This window comes from Nostoc sp. CALU 1950 (assembly GCF_051172895.1).
Classification (GTDB): domain Bacteria; phylum Cyanobacteriota; class Cyanobacteriia; order Cyanobacteriales; family Nostocaceae; genus Nostoc; species Nostoc edaphicum_A.
The window spans coordinates 26527-47357 of sequence record NZ_JBDNJQ010000029.1 but is presented as its reverse complement, the minus strand read 5'-3'; the positions used below and the strand labels follow the sequence as shown (position 1 = coordinate 47357).

The 20831-nt window shown below is 40.4% G+C and carries 17 protein-coding genes; 5 read left to right on the top strand and 12 right to left on the bottom strand.

Features of this window, described 5'->3' with window-relative positions; all coding sequences use genetic code 11:
- Window positions 1–5: 5 nt before the first annotated feature.
- The 5 genes from ABF638_RS10990 to ABF638_RS10970 all read right to left on the bottom strand — a co-directional run bounded on the left by ABF638_RS10990 (window position 6) and on the right by ABF638_RS10970 (window position 5824).
- Window positions 6–572 carry an HMA2 domain-containing protein gene (locus ABF638_RS10990; protein ID WP_435022754.1) on the bottom strand — a complete coding sequence of 189 codons (567 nt, stop codon included), beginning with the start codon at window positions 570–572 and terminating at the stop codon, window positions 6–8.
- A 520-nt stretch (window positions 573–1092) separates the two neighbouring features.
- Entirely contained in the window at window positions 1093–1398 is a 306-nt protein-coding gene (locus ABF638_RS10985; protein WP_435022752.1) for a DUF5132 domain-containing protein, read from the bottom strand.
- Window positions 1399–1468: 70 nt separating this feature from the next.
- A complete protein-coding gene (locus ABF638_RS10980; protein WP_435022750.1) occupies window positions 1469–3721 on the bottom strand; it encodes a heavy metal translocating P-type ATPase in 2253 nt (750 codons plus the stop codon).
- A gap of 137 nt (window positions 3722–3858) precedes the next feature.
- Window positions 3859–4698 (bottom strand): hypothetical protein, encoded by an 840-nt coding sequence (locus tag ABF638_RS10975; protein WP_435022748.1) that lies wholly within the window; start codon window positions 4696–4698, stop codon window positions 3859–3861.
- Window positions 4699–4735: 37 nt separating this feature from the next.
- Window positions 4736–5824 carry an HMA2 domain-containing protein gene (locus tag ABF638_RS10970; RefSeq protein ID WP_435022746.1) on the bottom strand — a complete coding sequence of 363 codons (1089 nt, stop codon included), beginning with the start codon at window positions 5822–5824 and terminating at the stop codon, window positions 4736–4738.
- Between the two features lie 593 nt (window positions 5825–6417).
- On the opposite strand from ABF638_RS10970, the gene ABF638_RS10965 reads away from it, so the two are divergent.
- Window positions 6418–7419 carry an ABC transporter ATP-binding protein gene (locus ABF638_RS10965; RefSeq protein ID WP_435022744.1) on the top strand — a complete coding sequence of 334 codons (1002 nt, stop codon included), beginning with the start codon at window positions 6418–6420 and terminating at the stop codon, window positions 7417–7419.
- A complete protein-coding gene (locus ABF638_RS10960) occupies window positions 7420–8232 on the top strand; it encodes an ABC transporter permease (protein WP_435022742.1) in 813 nt (270 codons plus the stop codon).
- Window positions 8233–8253: 21 nt separating this feature from the next.
- Here the strand turns inward: ABF638_RS10960 and ABF638_RS10955 are convergent, their stop codons facing one another.
- Window positions 8254–8628, bottom strand: coding sequence for a four helix bundle protein (locus ABF638_RS10955; RefSeq protein ID WP_435022740.1), 375 nt, complete (start codon window positions 8626–8628; stop codon window positions 8254–8256).
- A gap of 167 nt (window positions 8629–8795) precedes the next feature.
- Here ABF638_RS10955 and ABF638_RS10950 point away from each other — a divergent pair, with 167 nt between their 5' ends.
- The 3 genes from ABF638_RS10950 (at window position 8796) to purU (ending at window position 12152) form a co-directional block, all read left to right on the top strand.
- Entirely contained in the window at window positions 8796–10463 is a 1668-nt protein-coding gene (locus ABF638_RS10950; RefSeq protein WP_435022776.1) for a GldG family protein, read from the top strand.
- A 77-nt stretch (window positions 10464–10540) separates the two neighbouring features.
- Window positions 10541–11164: a DUF4340 domain-containing protein gene (locus ABF638_RS10945; protein WP_435022774.1), complete on the top strand. Its 624-nt coding sequence runs from the start codon at window positions 10541–10543 to the stop codon at window positions 11162–11164.
- Window positions 11165–11297: 133 nt separating this feature from the next.
- Window positions 11298–12152, top strand: coding sequence for a formyltetrahydrofolate deformylase (purU, locus tag ABF638_RS10940; protein ID WP_229466265.1), 855 nt, complete (start codon window positions 11298–11300; stop codon window positions 12150–12152).
- Between the two features lie 582 nt (window positions 12153–12734).
- Here purU and ABF638_RS10935 read toward each other — a convergent pair.
- The 6 genes from ABF638_RS10935 to ABF638_RS10910 form a co-directional block, all read right to left on the bottom strand.
- The gene (locus tag ABF638_RS10935; protein WP_435022737.1) at window positions 12735–13460 is read right to left on the bottom strand and encodes an alanine--tRNA ligase-related protein; all 726 of its coding nucleotides are present in this window, start codon (window positions 13458–13460) and stop codon (window positions 12735–12737) included.
- A 372-nt stretch (window positions 13461–13832) separates the two neighbouring features.
- Window positions 13833–14657, bottom strand: a complete 825-nt coding sequence (proC, locus tag ABF638_RS10930; protein WP_435022735.1) for a pyrroline-5-carboxylate reductase — start codon at window positions 14655–14657, stop codon at window positions 13833–13835.
- A gap of 39 nt (window positions 14658–14696) precedes the next feature.
- Window positions 14697–15803: a zinc-binding dehydrogenase gene (locus ABF638_RS10925; RefSeq protein ID WP_435022733.1), complete on the bottom strand. Its 1107-nt coding sequence runs from the start codon at window positions 15801–15803 to the stop codon at window positions 14697–14699.
- A 167-nt stretch (window positions 15804–15970) separates the two neighbouring features.
- The gene (locus tag ABF638_RS10920; RefSeq protein WP_435022731.1) at window positions 15971–16765 is read right to left on the bottom strand and encodes a 2OG-Fe(II)-dependent halogenase WelO5 family protein; all 795 of its coding nucleotides are present in this window, start codon (window positions 16763–16765) and stop codon (window positions 15971–15973) included.
- A 449-nt stretch (window positions 16766–17214) separates the two neighbouring features.
- Complete coding sequence (locus ABF638_RS10915) at window positions 17215–18012, bottom strand: 2OG-Fe(II)-dependent halogenase WelO5 family protein (protein ID WP_435022729.1); 798 nt, start codon at window positions 18010–18012, stop codon at window positions 17215–17217.
- Between the two features lie 227 nt (window positions 18013–18239).
- Window positions 18240–20249, bottom strand: a complete 2010-nt coding sequence (locus ABF638_RS10910; RefSeq protein ID WP_435022727.1) for an ABC transporter ATP-binding protein/permease — start codon at window positions 20247–20249, stop codon at window positions 18240–18242.
- Window positions 20250–20831 lie beyond the last annotated feature (582 nt).

Sequence of the window (20831 nt, the reverse complement as noted above, 5' to 3'; positions counted from 1 at the left end):
TTTAGTTAATCGTTTGCTGATTTTTCTTGGCTAGTTCCATGCAACTTAATAAAGCTATCAAAAGCATACCATGCTAAAACATACCAAGGAATCATTTCTAGCTGTAACCCTCTCTTAAATAATTGCCGTACCGAAAGACTAGCTAATCCCAAAGGGAAAAGAATCCGCAGATCAAAAGCACCATGTGTTAACTGTTTGATGCGCTGGTTTAAGTCAACAACCGCAGATGATACTCCTGCTGCTGCCTCGGTGTTACCCTCGGAAACATCAGCAAAAATTATTCCTAAATCTTTAAGTGTTGCTAGCACATTTTCTAGACCATCGTGATTGATAACAATACTGCCATGATGGAAATTTGTCTTAACTTGATTAATGTGAGGATTTGCTAACAAAGCATTGGCGATACGTTGCATTTTTTCTGGTTGACGATGGGAATGAGCCACTCTCAACCGCAATCTTCCGGGGGTTGAACTTACAACTTTTGTAGATATCGGTTTTGGTGGTGTTTTGAAAGTGGGTTTGTCTATAATTTCCGGCATTTTATTGTAAGTGCTATAACCATTTGTCAACATACAACTGCCTTTTTGACTTGTATGAAGGTGGATTCTTTGTTGTGGGTTTGTTATTTACAGGAATGAGTGGAAAATTAATAAAAAACGAACCGCAGAGGGCGCAGAGAACACAGAGGAATAAGAGGAGCGAGAGAGTTTTTGCACTATCTTGCACTAGGGACTTCCAAAACATAAATTATATTATGTCCGCTTGATTACTTATTAAACGCGGAGAACCGCACCCCGCCAAAGCTGTGCTTTGTCTCCCCTCCCGAAAAGCGGGGCTACGGTGTACAGACAATTCTTCTTGAGTTACCCCACAGGCTTCGATCCCCCCAACCCCCCTTAAAAAGGGGGGCAAAAACCTTTCAAAGTCCTCCTTTTTAAGGAGGATTTAGGAGGATCTACAAGACTTTGGTTTTGTATAAAGATGTGTGTACACTGTAGTCCTGCGGGGAGGGGTTGGGGGTGGGGTTCTTTTCTTTTGGTAATTGGAAGTCCTATTTGGCGAACAATTTAACTTGCTGATATGCAGATGAAATTACGCACCATTATCGGCGACATTATCCGCATTGGTGGCACTAGCTTCAAATGCGGGGGTTTCTTTTTCATCAGCGAGTTCAGCTCTGGCTTCGGCTACCATGTCTTCCCAGGTTTCTCCCATTTCTGCAATGGTTCCTTTGCTTCTTTCATAAAGGCCAATTCCGCCTTTGATGACTGACTTGACTAAGGGTTTACCAACTCCAGCGACAATGGGCAATAAAACAGGTGCTAAGAGTACTGCACCAATTCCGGCTATAATGCCGGGAGCGCCTGCATCTTCAACAAAATCACTAATTTTAGCCATATTCAATTTCCTCCTATTAATTGAGAAATCTGGGAAAGCTTTTTAAGATACTCTTGCCGGCATAGTTGCATCATCTTGCCGATGGTAGAGTTTTATGTTGACGACTTTTAAGAATTGGACGCAAACCGTTGACTCCGGCAACTACGGTTGAGCCATTATTGACTACTGTTGCAGCTAAGGGGTTAAGACCAAAGAAAACGGCGATCGCTAATGCTGCTAAATTAGGAACAGCAACTAGTCCTGTGTTTTGCCGAATCAATTGCTTGGCTTGACGAGCGATCGCGATCGCTTCTAATAAACCATACAAGTCATTCTGCATCAACACTAAGTCTGCTGTCTCGCGGGCAATCTCAGAACTGTTGGCAAAGGAAACAGAAACATCGGCATAGGCTAAAGCTGGCGAATCGTTGATCCCATCGCCTACATATGCAACTGTCTTTCCTTGTTCGTGTAGTTGGCGGACAACTGTTGCCTTTTGTTCTGGAAAAGCTTCGGCGTGAGTATGCGTTGGCAAAATACCAAGTTGAGCAGCAACAGCAGTAGCAGTTCGCTTATTATCGCCGGTTAATATGTGAATCTCTACACCTTCGACCGTCGAAAGTGCTGTGATGACTTCCCGACTTTCGGGACGGAGAAGATCACTATATTTAATGATACCTTGAAGTTGCCCGTTGCTGGCTACATAAATCGCTGAATTTGCAGATTTTTGTTGACCATTTAACGCTGCGGTATCAATGCCATTGGTACGCAAAAAGCGATCGCTCCCAACATAAACTGTCTCTCCATCAATCAGAGCTTGTACGCCCAAACCTAGTTGATAATCCCACTTGCTACGCGGCAAAATTTCCACTTGCTCTGCTTCGGCATAGCGAACAATTGCCTCTGCTACTGGATGAGTTAAACGTTGTTCGGCGGCGGCTGCCAATTCCAACACTCGCAATCTTGAGGTTGCTGGATTGAGACTTTCCACACTGACAACATCGACTTCTCCCTTAGTCAGTGTCCCCGTTTTATCAAAAACTATGGTATCAACTTCTGCTAATTGTTCTAACGCCCGTCCGCTACGGATGAGAATCCCCCGTCGGGCAGCATAAGTTAATGCTGCTAAAACTGTTGTGGGGACGGAGACTCGAATACCTGTAGCAAAGTCTAGAGTTAGAACGCTGGCTGCTCGTGAGGGATTACGAGTTGCGGCAAATACTGCCCCGCCAAGTACCAAAGTTGGCACAACAGCTTTTTGAGCAAATTTCGTGGCATAATTCTCCATCCGCGTATCGTGGATAGGCGCTTCTTGCATTAACTTAATGCTCTGTCCAGCGCGGGTATCATTGCCTATCCATTCTGCAACAATATAAATTCGTCCTTCTCGTACCAGCGTTGAGGCGAAAACTGGTTGTCCTTTTTTCTTCAGTACTGGCATCGACTCGCCAGTTAGTTTCTGCTCATCTAGCAGGGCTTTACCTCGCAAAATGCTACCATCAACCGGCACTTGTTCGCCAGGGTAAACAATTACTGTATCGCCACGCTGTACATCTTGAATGGGAATTTGCTGCTTTTCGCCATTGCGTTCCACCCAGACAAATTGCCCCAGAGAACTAAGTAAATCTAGAGTTTGTTGAGCAGAAGAACGAGCCGTGCGATCGCGGATATTTTCACCGACTTCAATTAAACCCAGCATCAGCGATGGTGTGAGAAATTGCCCTTGGAAGGTAGTAATAGCGATCGCCATAAAATCCAAAAAGTCAATATTCAATTTTCGTTCTACCCTAATACCTTCCCAGGCTCGTTGGACAACAGGTAAAGTAGCCAAAGCGATTGGAAGCACCACTATCAAAGGTGGGATCGGTAATCCTAACGGCCCCCCCAAGACTGCTAAAGTAGTCGCAACGGCAGAGAGTTGTAAACCTGGCCAAGATGGCTCTTTTTTAGTTTCTGATAAAGATGTAGAGTTTTTGAGAACAACTACTTCACTTGCAGCCTGAATCAAATCGTGAAGGTGCGATCGCATCTTCGCATCGGAAACTTTATCAGATTTATAAGTAACTGCAACTGACATCGCCGCAGGCTTCACACGAACATTCTTCACCAGCGCATCTGCTGTTAGCAATACTTCGAGACGCTTGGCATAATTGGCATCACAGCGTAAACGAGGTAGGCGAAACCGCAGCCTTCCCGGAGTTGTATGGACAATGCTGTAGGTAACGTTAGGGAATTCTCTTCGAGAATGTCCATTAGTGTCAGTTAAAGAAGCTTTTCCATTCCCTTCCAACACAGTGAATTGAGATTTTGGAGGTGATGGGAGTTGTAGTGCTACTTTTGCCATTACTTTTCTTTAATCCAAAATTGTTACACTTCGATGAAAATCAGGTTCTCTGCTGGGGTATAGAGGAAATTAGCCACCAATCCTGTGAGATTGATTAGCTATCAATTTGGTTATTTGTAATTTGCTGAATTCGTTAGCTAACTTATGGCTGTGGCGGGATCATTGGCAGATTCAATTAAATTGATTAGATGAGATATTGGTGTTGACAAAAAGCTTTGTACTCGCTTCTGAGAATCCCGCATCGTTCCAGTTTTATAGGTAATAACAACTGATCTCGCAGCGCTATTAACTCGCTCACTGGTAACTGTCGAATCTGATTTGAGTAATGCCTCTAACCGTTGGACATATTTGGGATCGCAGGCAATTCGAGGCACACGAAACCGCACTCTTCCGGGAATGGCATGAGCAATGCTATAAGCTACTTTTGCAGGCTTTCTTGCTTGTTGAATTACAGAATCAGCCGAAGAAACCGAATTGCTTTTAGTCTTAGAGACTGATGCATCCGCAGAAGATAAAGAGAATGTTGCTGAGTTCTGCTTATGTGGTTGCATTGCTGGCTTTCTATCCTGCCTATCTTCTGTTGCCACTAACGCTGAGTATGGTTTCAACTGATTTGCAGTTGCTAGTAACACTTTTTCATTACCAGCCAACTGAATCAAATTAGCCAAATGCGATCGCATATCAACATCTGACACTGTATCAGATTTATAGGTAATGGCAATTGACCCTACCGTAGTATTATTGACTTGCCGATCTATTACCAAAGGCTCATTAGCAAGCAAGGCAACAAGACGTTCCACATATTTTGGATCTTCGCTAATCTGAGGGATGCAAAACGCCACTTGTCCAGGAAATGCACAAATAATGCTATACACTACCCTTGAAGGCGGCGTTGCTGGGTAATTAATCTTGTCTGTGACTGTTGGCTCTGGTTTTTTGTCTAAATCTGCTACCGATTCTAAATTTAATACAGCCATAATTCCCCTCCAGTATTCCGCAATTTGAAACTGTATATTAGGTTCCCAAGGGTAAGTTCGCCATAATGCCTAATGAGAAAAACATCGCAGGCGGTTTTAAGTTAGTCCACAGACTGGATAACTCTGAAGTTATTTCGCTTGCTGTTGTTGAGTTGATAACTTCAGGAGTCTGACTAAGATTTAAACTTGTTTGATGTGACGTTGTTGCGTCTGTAATTTGATTCGTCTGACTAACTTCCTGGAGGGATTGGTTAGCCGTTGTAATTGGCTGCGTTGGTGGATTTGTCTCCAACGCTAATTCCATCAAACTTACCCAATAAGATAATGGAATCTCACGAGACTGATAAGCGATCGCGATCGATGCTGCATCAAAATTCATCCGCACACTTGTAACTTCAGCATCGGTTTTCACTATTCTCTCAAGTCGCCGCCCATAAGCTCGATCTTGAGCGATTTTTGGCACATGGAAGCGAATACGCCCGCTAATTGCATGGATTACGCTATATTCAATCTTTGCAGGTGCTGCCACCTCGCTAGCTTTCTCAAGATTATTTGTTGATTTTTCTGGTTGGATAGTAGATTGGCGTTCCTCTTTTGATAATTGCGATATCGCAAAACTGGTATTATTACCCTCGTTTTTTTCTGATATCGGAACTTGAGAGCCAAGATAACCAATTACACCACGGGTTGCATCCGCCGCAATCATATAAACTGGAATCGATACCCAGCCATGAATTCCTAACCCTCCTGTTACCGCCAAGCCTGTCATCATCGGAATTAAGGAAACACCCTGCTCTTTCCAAAATAAAGGCGATTTCCAAGCAGCAAAGGGATCGGTTTTGCTAGGTGAATCAGATGAAGCTTGCGGCTGTTGAATCTCAATATCGGATCTTAGCGCCAAAATTTGCGGTAATGACAGCTTATCTTCATCAAAATTAACTACCAAACTGCCAGTTTGCTCATTCACAGCAACTTCTCTCACTCCCTCTAAGGAGCGTAAATCTTGGGCTATGCTGTCCAATATTGAGTTCAAACTACTGTCAGTGGTGCGGAATCGCACGCGCCCGGTAGTTACATGAACTATTTGCAACCCACCAGAGGGCTGTGAATTCGTTGACTGTGCCATCTTAGTTGCTTTGTTCTGTAGAGATTAAATTAGGAGATACTTTAGCGACAATATTTAATTTTTCACGATTACTAATATTTTTAGTCATTTACCTGATTACCCAATAGCTAGATCAAGTCAATAGGTTAACAATAGGTTAAATCTAGCTTAAGTCTGGGTATAAAGGATGTGTCTTCAGAATTATTTTTAACATTAATTTTCATGAGAATGATTATCTAAAAAAGACAGACCTCTGAAAGCTCCCACTTCACCCGGATTTCTCACCACACCTCTTAAAGCCTGCGCTTGTGCAGGGGAGAAGTAATGAGTAAGAAGTAAGAAGTTTTTACTCATTACTCATTACTCATTACTCATTACTTCTTCTCTGCTCCATCAAACGCCTTGAGAAGAGTGAGAAATGCGGGTTCAGCCTTTAGGCAGGTGCGAGTTATTTACTTTAGACATAATAGAGGTAGATTCTCGCTCCCAGAGTTGAACATAATTGCTGAGTACGCAATTATGCTAATAATTTGTGTTCAAACACAGAAACCAGGGTATTTGAGCCTTTTTAAGGGAGTAAAGGCTGAAAGAATTGATATTGTGTATGAGATTTTATGATTGAAGTTGAACATCTGAGTAAAATATACGGTTCCACCCCAGCAATTACTGATGTCACCTTTAGCGTCGAACCTGGGGAGATTTTAGGATTGTTGGGCCCCAATGGCGCTGGAAAAACCACAACCATGAGGATTCTGGCTGGTTATTTACCAGCAACCAATGGTAATGCCCGGATTGCTGGTTATGATGTCCATGAAAATTCCCTGGCTGTACGCCAACGAATTGGTTATTTACCCGAAACACCACCGTTGTATCCAGACATGACGGTGGAGGGATTTTTGCATTTTGTTGCCCGAATTAAAGGAGTTTCAGCAGGCGATCGCCCCAACAAGGTAACAGCCGCCATCGAACGCTGCAACCTAGAAGATAAGCGAAAGGTAATTATCCGCAAACTCTCAAAAGGATACCGCCAAAGAGTCGGAATTGCTCAAGCGATCGTCCACGATCCCCCAGCAATCATTCTCGATGAACCCACAGTTGGACTCGATCCTCGACAAATAATTGAGGTGCGGAATTTAATTAAAAGCCTTGCTGGGACTCACACAATTATTCTTTCCACCCACATTCTGCCAGAAGTGAGTATGACTTGTAGCCGCGTCGCCATCATCAATCGCGGTAAAGTCGTAGCAACTAATACACCAGAAAATCTGATGACCCAGTTGACAGGTGGTTCTGGGTATGAAATTGAAATAGAAGGAGAAGCTGCCCTAGCGAAACAGGTATTGCAAAAAGTCGCAGGTGTGAGCCTGATAGAATCAATTCCGACAGCGAGTCATCAACCCCAGGCAAATCGCGCTTACCTGCGGGTAATATCGCAACCGGGAAAAGAACCAGGAAAGGATATTGTTACAACATTAGTGCGTGCAGGATTTGGTTTACATGAACTGCGGCGAGTAAACGCTACCTTAGAAGACGTATTCTTGCAACTGACCACAGAAGAAAAGAATTTCGAGACTGAGGTAGACTTAGCAGCAGAGAAAGAAGGAGAGGCAGCGTAAATGGGTGTAGTACTGAGTAATATCATTGCTATTTATCGCCGGGAGTTGCAGAGTTATTTTGTATCGCCCTTAGCTTATGCGATCGCAGGCATATTTTGGTTCCTTGCGGGGTTATTCTTCGTGATGATTTTGCTAGGGCCAGACGGCATTTTGCTAGGAGTCGCGGCAATAGATGCACAAGGGCAACAACTGGGAGTACCAGTACCGCCGATAGATGTCCCTTACGAATTTGTCCGAGCATTTTTAGATCGTATGGGGTGGCTATTGTTGTTTATCCTGCCAATACTCTCAATGGGACTCTATGCCGAAGAACGGAAGCGGGGTACTTTAGAACTGTTAGCCACCTCACCAATCACCAATTGGGCGGTAGCTGTAGGTAAATTATTAGGCGTGCTAACATTTTTTACCTCGATGGTCATACCCATGCTAGTGTTTGAAGCGATCGCTATCAGCAGCTCAAATCCACCAATGGCACCCTCAATTCCCTTATTGGGTCATTTGGGATTAATCTTGCTAGCAGCAGCAATTTTATCTGTAGGAATGTTTATTTCCTCATTAACAGACAGCACAATTCTGTCTGCCGTTCTTACCTTTGCAGTAATCTTATTATTGTTATTGATTGATTTAATCGGCAAAATTGTCCCTGGCCCCATCGGCGAAGCTTTAGGTTATCTATCTTTGCTAAAACATTACAACACCTTAATCCAAGGTATTTTTGATACCAGCACCTTCATTTTATTCGCCAGTTATATTTTTTTGGGCATATTTCTCACCGCTCAATCAATTGATGCACTGCGCTTTCAAAGGCAATAGTCATTTGTCATTGGTCATTGGTCATTTGTTATCTGGTACATTGCCAATTGAGTTTAGGTAGGAGTTTAATTTTGGTGCTAGTTCGTTAATGATTGTTTTGATTGCATTTATCTGTTCGGTAGTTAAAAGGTTACGAGTGTAAGCTCGTCTTAACCAATGTTGAGTTTCATTGAGAGAGCCTCTTGCTATTTTTATGAAACGTCTATTGTCTTGAAAACTACCTCTTCCTACACCTTCTGCTATATTCGCACCGATACTATCTGCCGAACGTACAATCTGTTTACCAATCGTATCTTTTGCAAAAAAATTCCATCCTTCAACAATTTTCCAAATGTCATCAGCCAACTTTTCTGATAATTGATAAACCTGTAATTCTTGGAAACGCTTTGCTGCCATTTATTCAGTTATCTTGCTTACTTTACTTATTTTTAGTCACTCAATTCTCGTCCATATATTTTTACTTGTCACTATTTTTAGACCAACGCCCAATGACCAATGACCAATGACCAATGACCAATGACCAATGACAAATGACAAATGACAAATGACCAATGACAAATAACATGAAGATAGTTGCAAAAAATAAACTGTGGAAATATTTATTTTGGTTAGGCCCATTCCTAATTACGGTCGGTTTAACAGTTGGATTAGTCTCTGAACAGTGGGGACTAATTCCATTAGCATTTATAATTGCAGGACTTGTGATTAGTGGGTTGGGGATAATATGGCAAAGCTACCAGACTAACTGGTGGAAGCGTCGTTCTACCCAAGCTGGAACTAATGCCCTAGTGGCAACTTTAGCAGTATTGGCAATATTGGGATTGATTAACTTTTTGGGAACTCGCTATCACTTGCGGGCAGACTTAACAGAAGCTCAATTGTTTACCCTTGCGCCCCAGTCACGGGAATTAGTAAGTGCATTACCACAGCCGGTTAAAGTGTGGGTGTTTGATATTAACCAGAATCCCCAAGACCAAGAATTGCTAGAAAATTATCAACGACAAAGCTCAAAATTTAAATATGAGTATATTGACCCCCAAACAAGACCAGGACTTGCAGAAAAGTTTGGCGTCAAAGATTATGGGGAAGTTTATTTAGAATCTGGTGATAAACGGCAATTAGTGCAAACAGTTAATCAAAATGAGCGTCTGTCAGAAATCAGATTAACTAGTCGCCTACAACAACTAACAAGTTCAACCACAGCCAAAGTTTACTTACTCCAAGGTCATGGCGAACGCCAACTTTCGGCTGGTAAAGATGCAATATCACAAGCAGTTCAGGGATTAGGCGACAAAAACTTTACAACATCTCCGCTGAATCTAGCAGAAACCTCCAAAGTTCCTCAAGATGCCGCTGTCGTCATAGTAGCTGGCCCCAAGCGAGGGCTGTTTGAGGGCGAAGTCAAAGCCTTACAAGAATATCTGAATCGTGGCGGTAACTTACTGTTGATGATTGACCCTAATACCGATCCCAAACTTAACAGCTTGCTACAAGAGTGGGGTGTTCGTTTAGATAATCGTTTAGCAGTCGATGTTTCAGGTGAAAGCGTCATAGGACTTGGCCCTGCCACCCCCTTAGTTACAGAATACGGACAACATCCAATTACCAAAGATTTCGGTAACGGTAATTCTTTTTATCCAGTTGCACGACCACTAGAAATTACCTCTGTACCAGGTGTTGAAGCGACTCCTTTGCTGCGAACCAAACCCTATCCCAGCAGTTGGGCAGAAAGCGACCTCCAAAGCGAAAAATTGGAGTTTAATGCAGATAAAGACCTCCAAGGGCCTCTTACCTTGGGTGTTGCCTTAACAAGAAAACAAGCAGCTAAATCTGCTACCACTCCCCAAGCTTCACCAACACCTTCACCCCTACCATCACCAACCACCCAAGCTCAAGCTCCCCCCACTCCCTCCACCTCCCCTACTCCTACTCCTTCCCCCACTCCCTCATCTCAAACAGCCACCGAGTCACGGTTAGTGGTTTTAGGAAATTCTAACTTCGCCACTAATGGCTTGTTTCAACAGCAACTAAATGGAGATGTATTCCTCAACTCAGTTACTTGGCTGAGTCAACAGGATCAACAGCCCCTTTCCATTCGCCCCAAAGAACCAAAAAACCGTCGAATAACCCTGACTACTACCCAAGGCAATCTTTTAATAGTGTCGTCTTTATTAGTTTTACCCTTAATTGGGTTTGCGATCGCAGTTATTCTCTGGTGGAAACGACGGTAAAAAGTGAGTTAGGAGTTATAAATATTAACTCCTCACCAATAACAAATGACCAATGACCAATGACCAATGACCAAAAAATGAAATTGCCGCGAACGACTTTAATTTTGATACTGCTAGCCCTGGGTTTAGGTGGTTTTGTTTACTTCTATGAAATTCGTGGCGCAACTGTGCGAGAAGAAACCAAGGAGCAAAAGCAGAAAATTTTCTCTTTTGCAGAAGATGATGTCCAGTCATTAACGGTCAAGACAAAAAAACTCACCTTGAATCTGGAACGTAGCCCTGAATCTAGTAACCCCAAGTGGTTAATCAAATCTCCGATATCTGGCCCAGCAAATGACGCTATTGTTTCTTATTTAATGGATTTGCTGGTCAAAGGTAATAGCGATCGCACTTTATCAACTCCAGCAAAAGAGCTTGGAGAATTTGCCTTAGATCAACCCCAAGCAACTATCAATATCACCCTGAAAAACCGACAAAGCTATCAGTTGATTTTGGGCAAATCTAACTTTAACGGTAGCTTTTTGTATGCTCAAGCCGATCCAGCTACAAAACCCGATGGAAATATAAATGTACTATTGGTATCTACAGATTTTGCAAATGCTGTGAATCGGGAATTATCAGAGTGGAAACAACCTGTAGATAATAGTCAGAAACTACCTGGACTCAGCACCCCTTTACCAACTCCGACCAATGGTAAATGAGCAATTACACTTTCTGTGGTATGTTTCGGTAACGCACAGTCAACTTAGAGCCAAGGCGAATGAAATTGGAGGTTTATAGCCGTCTTTTTAACATCAATTTGACTTCAAATCTCACTAGTTTTTCTAAGTTACTATGACAAATCCGACAGCAACACTGCTAATTTCCTGCCCAGATCAACGGGGATTGGTGGCGAAATTTGCCAATTTCATCTACTCTAACGGTGGTAATATTATCCATGCAGATCAGCATACAGACTTTGCCGCTGGGTTATTCCTCACGCGCATTGAATGGCAGTTAGATGGGTTCAATTTACCGCGAGAATTTATTGCCCCTGCTTTTAATGCAATCGCCCAACCTTTAGGCGCTAAGTGGGAAATACGTTTTTCTGATACAGTACCACGCATAGCTATCTGGGTAAGTCGGCAAGACCATTGTCTATTTGACTTGATTTGGCGACAACGTGCTAAAGAATTTGTGGCTGAAATTCCTTTAATTATTAGTAACCATTCTAATTTAAAGGTAGTGGCAGAGCAATTTAATATCGACTTTCAGCACATTCCTATTACTAAAGACAATAAATCAGAACAAGAAGCCCAACAACTAGAATTACTACGCCAGTACAAAATAGATTTAGTTGTGTTGGCGAAATATATGCAGATTGTTAGTGCAGATTTTATTAGTCAATTTCCGCAAATTATTAATATTCATCACTCATTTTTACCAGCTTTTATCGGAGCAAATCCCTATCACCGAGCTTTTGAACGTGGGGTAAAAATTATTGGGGCGACGGCTCATTATGCCACTGCTGATTTAGATGCAGGCCCAATTATTGAACAGGATGTGGTGCGAGTTAGTCACCGGGATGAAGTTGATGATTTGGTGAGAAAAGGCAAAGATTTGGAGAGAGTTGTATTAGCAAGAGCGGTGCGATCGCACTTGCAAAATCGTGTATTAGTATATGGTAATAGAACAGTAGTCTTTGAGTAATCTTATATGCGAATGAATGAAATTTGCGGTTATACAAATAAGGTCTACGTAGGCGGACAGACTGCTGAAACTTCACTTTGCACTTGATAAGTTGCAACAATCGCCTGTTCAATTTCCCAAGCACATTCGAGTCTGCGTAATTGACCAGTTTAGATCATGAATTATTCATTCGTAAACAAAAAAATCCCCCAAATTTTTTAAAATTTGGGGATTTAAGCAATTTCTTCTTGCCACTACTCAGAAGTTGGAAATTAACTTTTTTGAGTATGTGTGCGTAGGCGCAGCTCACCTTTAAGGCTAAAATAATTCTACTTCTGGCAACTATTACTAGCTTCCAAGTTTCTCTTCATTCCTTAGAGGATGTTTGAAAAGTTCTATTGTCAGTATCAAAAATTTTAGATCCCCCTAAATCCCCCTTAAAAAGGGGGACTTTAATTCTGGTTCCCCCCTTTTTAAGGGGGGTTAGGGGGGATCTAAAAGTGCCTAAAGTCACAGCGAAACACTTTTCAAACAACCTCTTAGGTTGGTCATGGCAAGCAGAATTATTGCCTACCTCGAATTATTGAGGAGATACGTTTAAATCTACTCAAATTTATAACTGATCTTGAGATTTCCTTTTTGACGTTTTACTTTAGTAACTATTACACTTTTTAATTCATTAAGTGATTTTAAATGAGTCCCCCCACATGGAGTGGGATGGAAATTGTCAATTGTCACTACTCTTAAAGGTTTTCCTGGAGGTAAATTATTGGGTATGTTAGACCAACGTACTGCTAATTTTTCTGGTGTAATCAGTGAAACTTCTACACTAGTAGCTTCATTTAAAGCTTCACTAATTTTTGTATTAACTTCAGCGATAAATATTTCCGTATTTTCAAACGCAGGGCTTCCTTGAAACTCCACATAGGAACCATCTGGAAAATGATATCCTTTAACTGCGATTAGATTTTTATCTAGGGATTCGATTATGGTGTACATAAGATGTCCAGCTGTATGAGCCTTAGCATTTTGCATACGATGGGCTTCATCAACATATAAAGTTACCTCTTCCCCTTTTTCTAAGGATATAGATGAAAAATCTCCATAATGACGAACATCTCCATCTACAAAGCTTACGAAACTGATTGGAAGCTGAACTCCTTTTGCTTCAATATTGCCTATATCTGAGGGCTGGCCACCACCCTGCGGATAAAACACAGTGCTATCTAATACACAAAAAGAACCCCGTTCATCATCGGCAACATACTCAATGTGAGCATTATCAGTGAATTTATATGTATCTTCAAGATAAGCAAGTACTGTAGACATAGATAAATCTCTCTATTCGACTTTTAACTTTGAGAACGATTATTTAACAAGGTGTTAAAGTGATGATAGACCAGATTTTATGCTAAACGCCTGACCATAATCCGACTCATAAATATTATTGTATTAAAAATCCCGATTATATTAATGTTATTACTGTTGTTACACATTACCAGTTATCATAATCTGTGAGGCCAATTTCGTCTCTTGTTAAAGTATTTTTGATTTTGACAATATTAACTACAGAAGTAGGATAGAAGGTAAAAACATATCCTTCTTGTTTTTAGCGCGGGATAATCAGTAATAAGTACCGAGTGAGGAACCTCTACTCAGCACTTACAACTCGGAACTATCTTTCCAGTCGAGCATAGTTTTTCAACTAATATTATTACCTAATTGTTGAGTGCGGCTCAAGGCAGTAAGCACTGCATTAGAAATAACAGTTCGCATACCACCTTTTTCTAACTCGTAAAGGCCAACAGCAGTCACTCCTCCAGGACTAGTTACCTTATTTCGTAAGACTGCTGGATGTTCATGAGTCTGCAACATAAGTTCTACGCTGCCAGCAATCGTATGCAATGTTAGTTCTTCGGCTTGTGTCCGAGTTAAACCCATCTGAACCCCAGCATCAATCATCGCCTCGATGTACAGAAATATAAATCCAGTTCCCGCGCTACTCAACGCCGTTGCCATATCAAGGTAATGTTCATTTTGGGTAACAAATTCTTTGCCCAACGCTTGTAAAATGACTTGGGTATGCGATCGCTGTATCTCTGTCACACTTAATGATGCGCTCCACACCGTAGTCCCATGACCAACTTGGACTGCAATATTCGGCATTGTACGGACAACAGCAGGATGATTCAACCCTTGGCACAGAGATGGAATACTCACTCCACCCACAATACTAATTACTAAAGCATCAGGTGAAATTTTATCCTTCAGCATAGCCATAACAGAGGCTAGAACCTGCGGCTTCACTGCTAATATCACAATAGATGCACCTTGGACAGCTTCTATATTGCAGGTTGTAGTACGTATTTCATATTCCTTTTCTAAATGAAGGCAACGTGCAGGCAATGGATCGCTGACAATAATTAGCTCAGGTTTTTCAACAATTTTTGTTGATAGCAATCTAGCCATTATCATTTCGCCCATCGTCCCACCGCCGATAAAGGCAATTTGTAAATTTCCGAGCATATCTTTTCCCTATTCTCTAAGTCATTTGATATGGTGGCATCAAGGTAGATTAGGTTGAATCACAGCTTTTAATACAGAGCCTTGCTCAACATCTGCCAGCGCTTGATTAATTTCTTGTAGTGTGTATGAACGACTGATTATACTTTCCCAAGCAATATTTTTACTGGAATCACTATGACGTTTTAGTAATTCAATCATTCTGTAAAAATGGCTGAAATCAATTCCCCAAGTTCCGCGAATATCAATATGTTTTAGATTAATCTCTAAATGTGGATTGATGAGAATCTCACCCGTGTTAGTGTAATGCCCGACAATAACATAGCGACCTCCATTTCTAGTTATATTTAAGCCCTCTTTAACAGCAATGGGAATGCCTGTGGCTTCAATAGTGACATCAGCACCGTGTCCGTGCGTCAATTCCAAAACTCGCTCAAGATGTTGTCGTGGATCGTTAGCTTGAATTACAAGGGTTTCATCTACGCCGAAAGATTTGGCAACTAATAATCGACTCTCATATTTATCAATGACAATTACTTTGCCCACACCTGAGAGTAAAGCTAGAATTGCCACATTCAAACCCACAGGCCCGCAACCCTGCACCACGACAACATCACCAATTTGAATCTGCGCTCGATCTATCGCATGTAGTGCAGTTGGTAAAGCACATCCCCCAGCAATGAATTGCTTTGGTGAGACTTCTTCGGGTAAAGTTAGAACTTTAACCCCAGGTTTGAGGTAAATCAGTTCAGACCAACCACCTAGCAATCCATCTTTGGCTGAGTAGGTGACACCATAAACCTTGCGTTGTGGACAGCGAGTGGATGCTTTGGCTACTAGACAATACCAGCAGTTGTAACAAGTTTCGTGAACATCAAGAAAAGTTGCGATCGCCCCAGGCTGAATTAATTTACCATTGACATCGCTAACCTGACCACCTGTTTCCACCACACGACCAACACTGAAGTGGCCAGGGATGATTGGATAGGGTACTCCCTCTAAATGCCCACGTAGTAAATGTACATCAGTTCCACAAACCTCAGAATATAAGGTTTCAATAATGATTCCACCCTTTTCCAGAATTGGGTCTGGTAATTGTTGAACTTCAACTGGTTGATTAGGTGCAGTCATCACAGCTGCTTTGGGCATGAATCATTACCTCACTATATTTGGACAGGGGGCAGGCAGGGGGCAGGGAGCAGAGGGCAGGGTGCAGGGGGATTAGCGTTTTATGAGCCAGGGTGATGGATTGTTAATTATGGTTACTAGAATTTTCTATTCCCCCTGCTTCCTGCCCCCTGCTCCCCTGCCTCCTATCAAGACCAGAAAATAATTTCTCCGTTAGGAAGTAATCCAATCATGGAAGTGAAAGCCACACGTTGCCCATGCATCGGCTCAACATAGTGAAAGTTGCTTGTATTGAAAAGCAATACATCTCCGACATAAGGTTGGAACGAGATCATGTCTGCATCCGCAATTACCGTATCACTATATCCGTAGGAATCGAGTTTATATTGCTCATCTTCTGGTTTCCAACGGCGATCGTAAATGCACGTTTTACCTTGATTATTGTCAGACAATTTCAAGTACAAAGTCCAGGAAAGTTGAGCAGTAATTGTACAAATTTCCCATTCAGATTGCTCCAAAGGAGCAAAGTCAATATGAAGTTGGGTACCATGCTCTATTTTTCTGATCAATCCTGCATAATAACTCCCGTAGAATGGTTCAGAAGCAATTCGCACCTTCGCGCCGCACTCTCGGAACTTCTCCATTATGCGCTCCAATGGATTGAAGGAGGCTGATGTAATAGAGTCTCTTAATTTAGTAGCTTTTTTTACTTCTTTAAAATAACCTGCTTTACTAATGCTGTTGTATTCAAACACTGTAATGCCAACTTTTTCAATTTTAGGACTCACATCTTCATAAGCGTTAAAGTTAAGCAATTGAGATTGAGCATATAACATCTCACACTCTTCGGGCGTGGCAAATTCTTTCAGTCGAATCAGAGGAATTTGCTGTTCAAGCAGCATTTTTAAAGATTCTGTAGTTAAGGGATACTCTTGTTTGTTATCCCACACCGGCGATTTAATCTGGTTAGAAGCAGCAGTCATAATACAGTTCCTTACATTTAAATTTCAACTTTGGTCAAACTCAATTCATACCCATATTCAGCAACACGAGGTTTGCTTGTGCTTGCTGAATACAAGTTTATCTACCGGGCGAATAATTCATCAACTTTGGTAATTAGCGACATGATTTAATTCTGATTGATATATTTCCATCTCACGATATTGACTAACTCCTTAGAGAATGTTTAGAAGGTATTGGGCGAATAGAATTCGCTAGTACACAAACAAATAACACTCAACTTCTACATCGCACCGCTACTTTTATCCTTTATAGGTTCTAATTTTTTTGCCTTTAAGTAGAACAGGGTAAATAATTAAAGGTTTGTAGTGAGAACTTTAGTTCTCAAGAAAGGACTAAAGTCCTTACTATGAACTGAATCTTATTTTTCTTACATTACTTAACATAGATTGGTTTTTTCAAGTCGTTCTACTTACGACCAAAGAACTAAATCTCCTCTAGGTTTTTGTCCAATAAAAGAGCTAATTGTTATACGTTCTCCAATGCCTGGCAAGACTTCATGAAAATTACGGCTGTTAAAGATAACCAAATCCCCTGTTAGTGGAATATTATGCTTTACTTGTGAGTTAGCTATTAAGGAAAAATCGTAGCCATACGAACCAGGAATTTTATATTTTTCATCTTCGGGTTGCCACTGACGGTTGTAGACTTTGCATATACCACCTTGGGTAGGCGCTTTTACATATAAATTCCATACTAGCTGTGAGGTAACATTTCCTATTCCCCAATCTGGAGCATCTAATGGGGCAAAGTCTATGTGCAGCAAGGCAACATTGATATGACGTATCAATCCTGCAAAATAATACCCATATACTTCATTTTCATAAGCAGTTTGTACTTTATTTGATACATTCTGATGGAGAATTGTTCCTAACCGTTTTAGCGGATCAAAAGATAAAGAAGTTACCTTATTATAAGTTATCGTAGCTTTTTCAACCGCATCAAAGTATCCCGACTTATCCCTATTTCTATATTCAAATTGGGTAATTCCAATTCTTCCTATTGGTGGTTCTACATTTCTATAAAAATCAAACCCAACTTTTTCAATTGCCATAGCTATTTTATGGCATTCTTCAAATGAAGCAAATTGAGAAATACGAATTGATGGAATCTCATTTTTCAGCAATGCTTGAAAGTTTTTAGAATTCATCTCGCAGTCATTTACTGCTTGCCACTGGGTTGTCTTTAGCATGGAAAATTTGTCATTCATATCTTGTAAATTAGGTTTTTCTCAAAATAGAAATCGATACAAATTTTTAATGTATTTTTTATTAAAAAGTTATTTAATATTTATCCTGTCCAAATTTTTGGCATTAATAATTGGAAGAAGAGGAGACTGCTTTCTTCCCTTCCTTCGCATGATTATTTAATTAAAAAGTTTAAGTATTTTAACTGTTTGAACAAACTACTTTATTGACTTCTCAAGGATAGCGGCGATTAAACTCTCGCCCATTTCAATACTTTGGGATCTTTATCATATCCATAGCTAACGCCGTCCTTAGTAGTTATACACTCTCCTTTGCTTGCCTTGCTTCTAATAGTGCTAAGGGAATAGTACGTTAGTTCATTCATTTCTTTATGAGTAAGCTTTTTGTTTGTGCTTATTTGTGACTTATTTGTAGCTTTATATTGAGATGAATCATCTATTTTGATTTGAGCAGCTTTTGGGGATTTAGTAATACTTGCTTTGTGATTTCGATAATCCTGAACAGTCACAAGTTTCCAACTAGAATCTTGTGACAATTCCAAAACCCATTGGTGATAATCAAACAGGCTTTCCCGATGTCCAACACTTATAAATGTTGTTTTCGTTGATTGCAACTGTTGATATAAACTTCCTTCATTTTTCAAATCCAAAGCACTCGTTGCTTCATCTAATATAGTAAAGCTAGGATGAGTCACTAACAGTCGTGCAAACGCCAAGCGTTGTTGTTCTCCTATCGATAATATATTCTCCCAAGGAACTTCAGTATCAAAGCCATCGACTCGACTAAGTAAGTTTTGCAGGTTGACTTGTTGTAACACTGCTTTGAGTTCTACGTCAGTTATCTGACGATTAGTATTAGGATAAAGTAACTGTTCGCGCAAAGTTCCCAAAATTATGTAAGGACGTTGGGGTAAAAACAAGACTTCTTCTAAAGGAGGTCGCACTAGGCGGCCAGTCCCAGCATTCCACAAACCAGCGATCGCTCTCAATAGAGAACTTTTACCTCGACCACTTGGTCCAACAATCAATAAACCTTCACCTGGCGGAATCGACAACGACAAATCTTCAAAGATTACCTGTTCATAGTTAGGCGTTTGTAAGGTGACATTCTCAAAAGCGAGATGGTTTTCTTCTATTGTTTTAATAGTACTAACATTTTCTGGTTCTCTAGTTACTTCTTCTAAAGCATTTGAAAATTCAGATAACCGTTCAACATAGCTAGAAAATCTCCCAGAATTCCCAAATTCATTAATTAAATCACCTAAAGCATTAGCGAAAAAATAGCAACATGTAGATGCTTGGATAATTTCTCCAAATTCCATTTCACCTCTAATTTGTAAAGGACCAAATACTATATATGGAAATATTTGAATTACAGATTGATAACCTCTATTAAAAATCTCGCTATTCTTCTCCCAATCAATTTTGCGTTTAGCATTTTTTATCAAATTACTAAATCGACGGGCAATAATATTTGATTCCTGCTTCTCTCCTCGAAAAAAAGCTACTGATTCAGCATGAGTGCGTAAATGAGTCAGGCAATAGGTGTAGTCAGCTTTCGCTTCGAGTTCTTCTCGATTAATTTTATTTAATTCTTGGGTCAAGTAGACAGCAATAAAATTGCCTATAACCGTATAAGTAACTAAAATCAGTGCAACAGACTCAGAGATTGACCAAAGAATTAATAAAAAAGCTGTCATCTCCAGTATTTTTTCCAGGAGAGTAGCTGAAAAACTTAAAGCATTGCTTGCAATGGGTTCGATTTCTTGAGATAAACGTTGATCTGGATTATCAATATTAGACCTAAAGTTAATTTTATAATAAGCTCGACTGTTTAAATATTTTGATAAAATCTGATTATTCAGCCATTGATACCAATCTAGAGCAATTTTTTTTCTCACTAGTCTGGAGAACCCGGCTAAGAGAGTTCCTAATGCTAGAGCTGAACCATAAAGCAGTAAAGCATCATAAAATTTAGAGATTTCCTTCTCTTGAATGATGATATCCGCCAAATAGCGATTAATAAAGCTATTAAAAACATTTGCACCAACAAGCACAATTATTAATAATATCAGGAGAATAAGCATTCCCCATGAGCGAATCACCTCTGAAAATGCTCTGTCTCCTGGCTCGTATGGATACCAGTAAGGTTGTGCGACTGCTTTTACGTCTTTCCAAAATTGAATAAAACCTAAAAAAGCATTTGGTGAAGGTTGAGCTTGAACAACTTGGGTTGGCATATTCTGAAACTAAACTAAGACTTTAGCTAATAATTAAGCTAGTTATATGGAAGTAGTTTTAAGGCTCAATTTCTTACTAAATAAGCATTATAGCCATAAATAAAATAGCAAGTTGACCTAGTGTAATTGTTGGGCTTTTTGGAGAATTATAGGCTTTTTATCACAAATCTGTAAACATGCTTGTGAAGGTATTATTTAGCCCAATATTTCTACTATGACGCATTCATTAAATCTGCTGAAATCTCCTTGGTGTCGAGAGTTGGCAGCAGTTAATAAGTTTTCAGCAAATAATTTTTGCGCTACGTTTCATATTCTATAACTATGTCTCATATTCTATAACGCAGTATAAACCAATTTACATTTTATTTTTTGTTTTTACCCCAATTTACCGAGTGGATATCTCTTAACTGTCTTAACTGTCTTAACTGTCTTAACTGTCCTCTTAACTGTCCTCTTAACTGTCTTAATTGGTATTGTATTTTTTTTACTAAGGTGAGATAATTCATAGATTCAATTAAAAAGTACATCTTTAAATAAACAAACTCTGCTTATTTAAAAGTAAACTTCCATTGAAAACTAGTA

What these genes read in the sequence shown, in the direction of transcription:
- ABF638_RS10990 (WP_435022754.1), bottom strand. Translation starts at nt 572, where the DNA reads ATGTTGACAAATGGTTATAGCACTTACAATAAAATGCCGGAAATTATA.
- ABF638_RS10985 (WP_435022752.1), bottom strand. Translation starts at nt 1,398, where the DNA reads ATGGCTAAAATTAGTGATTTTGTTGAAGATGCAGGCGCTCCCGGCATT.
- ABF638_RS10980 (WP_435022750.1), bottom strand. Translation starts at nt 3,721, where the DNA reads ATGGCAAAAGTAGCACTACAACTCCCATCACCTCCAAAATCTCAATTC.
- ABF638_RS10975 (WP_435022748.1), bottom strand. Translation starts at nt 4,698, where the DNA reads ATGGCTGTATTAAATTTAGAATCGGTAGCAGATTTAGACAAAAAACCA.
- ABF638_RS10970 (WP_435022746.1), bottom strand. Translation starts at nt 5,824, where the DNA reads ATGGCACAGTCAACGAATTCACAGCCCTCTGGTGGGTTGCAAATAGTT.
- ABF638_RS10965 (WP_435022744.1), top strand. Translation starts at nt 6,418, where the DNA reads ATGATTGAAGTTGAACATCTGAGTAAAATATACGGTTCCACCCCAGCA.
- ABF638_RS10960 (WP_435022742.1), top strand. Translation starts at nt 7,420, where the DNA reads ATGGGTGTAGTACTGAGTAATATCATTGCTATTTATCGCCGGGAGTTG.
- ABF638_RS10955 (WP_435022740.1), bottom strand. Translation starts at nt 8,628, where the DNA reads ATGGCAGCAAAGCGTTTCCAAGAATTACAGGTTTATCAATTATCAGAA.
- ABF638_RS10950 (WP_435022776.1), top strand. Translation starts at nt 8,796, where the DNA reads ATGAAGATAGTTGCAAAAAATAAACTGTGGAAATATTTATTTTGGTTA.
- ABF638_RS10945 (WP_435022774.1), top strand. Translation starts at nt 10,541, where the DNA reads ATGAAATTGCCGCGAACGACTTTAATTTTGATACTGCTAGCCCTGGGT.
- purU (WP_229466265.1), top strand. Translation starts at nt 11,298, where the DNA reads ATGACAAATCCGACAGCAACACTGCTAATTTCCTGCCCAGATCAACGG.
- ABF638_RS10935 (WP_435022737.1), bottom strand. Translation starts at nt 13,460, where the DNA reads ATGTCTACAGTACTTGCTTATCTTGAAGATACATATAAATTCACTGAT.
- proC (WP_435022735.1), bottom strand. Translation starts at nt 14,657, where the DNA reads ATGCTCGGAAATTTACAAATTGCCTTTATCGGCGGTGGGACGATGGGC.
- ABF638_RS10925 (WP_435022733.1), bottom strand. Translation starts at nt 15,803, where the DNA reads ATGCCCAAAGCAGCTGTGATGACTGCACCTAATCAACCAGTTGAAGTT.
- ABF638_RS10920 (WP_435022731.1), bottom strand. Translation starts at nt 16,765, where the DNA reads ATGACTGCTGCTTCTAACCAGATTAAATCGCCGGTGTGGGATAACAAA.
- ABF638_RS10915 (WP_435022729.1), bottom strand. Translation starts at nt 18,012, where the DNA reads ATGAATGACAAATTTTCCATGCTAAAGACAACCCAGTGGCAAGCAGTA.
- ABF638_RS10910 (WP_435022727.1), bottom strand. Translation starts at nt 20,249, where the DNA reads ATGCCAACCCAAGTTGTTCAAGCTCAACCTTCACCAAATGCTTTTTTA.